1 protein-coding gene is annotated in these 423 nt (G+C 71.6%); it reads left to right on the top strand.

What is annotated here, in order from left to right; genetic code table 11:
- A partial coding sequence (locus DY467_RS25730) for a tetratricopeptide repeat protein (RefSeq protein ID WP_502706462.1) occupies window positions 1-423 on the top strand: 423 nt, incomplete at both ends.

Below are 423 nucleotides of genomic sequence, written 5' to 3'. Positions count from 1 at the left end.
ATCCCGACGAACCCAAGGCGCGTTACTACCTCGGCCTTGCCGCCGAGCAGGACGGCCGCCCGAAGGACGCCGCGACGATCTGGCGCGCGATGCTCGAGAAGGCGCCGGCCGACGCGCCTTGGCGGCCGATGCTGCAGGCCGAGCTCGCGCGGCTCGACGGCACCGCCAAGCAGCCGGCGTTGCCGGACGGCGCCGCCGCTGCCGCGCAGACCATGAGCGAGGCCGACCGCGCTGCGATGATCCAGGGCATGGTCGCCAAGCTCGCCGCCAAGCTGAAGCAGAACGGCGACGACGTCGACGGCTGGCTGCGGCTGGTGCGCGCCTATATGGTGCTCGGCGAAACCGACAAGGCCAAGAGCGCGCAGTCCGAAGCGCGCCAGGCGATGGCCGACAAGCCCGACCGGCTGAAGCAACGCAACGAGG

Source organism: Rhodopseudomonas sp. BR0G17 (genome assembly GCF_010907025.1).
Lineage (GTDB): Bacteria > Pseudomonadota > Alphaproteobacteria > Rhizobiales > Xanthobacteraceae > Rhodopseudomonas > Rhodopseudomonas palustris_H.
This window is presented reverse-complemented; position numbering and strand designations above follow the sequence as displayed.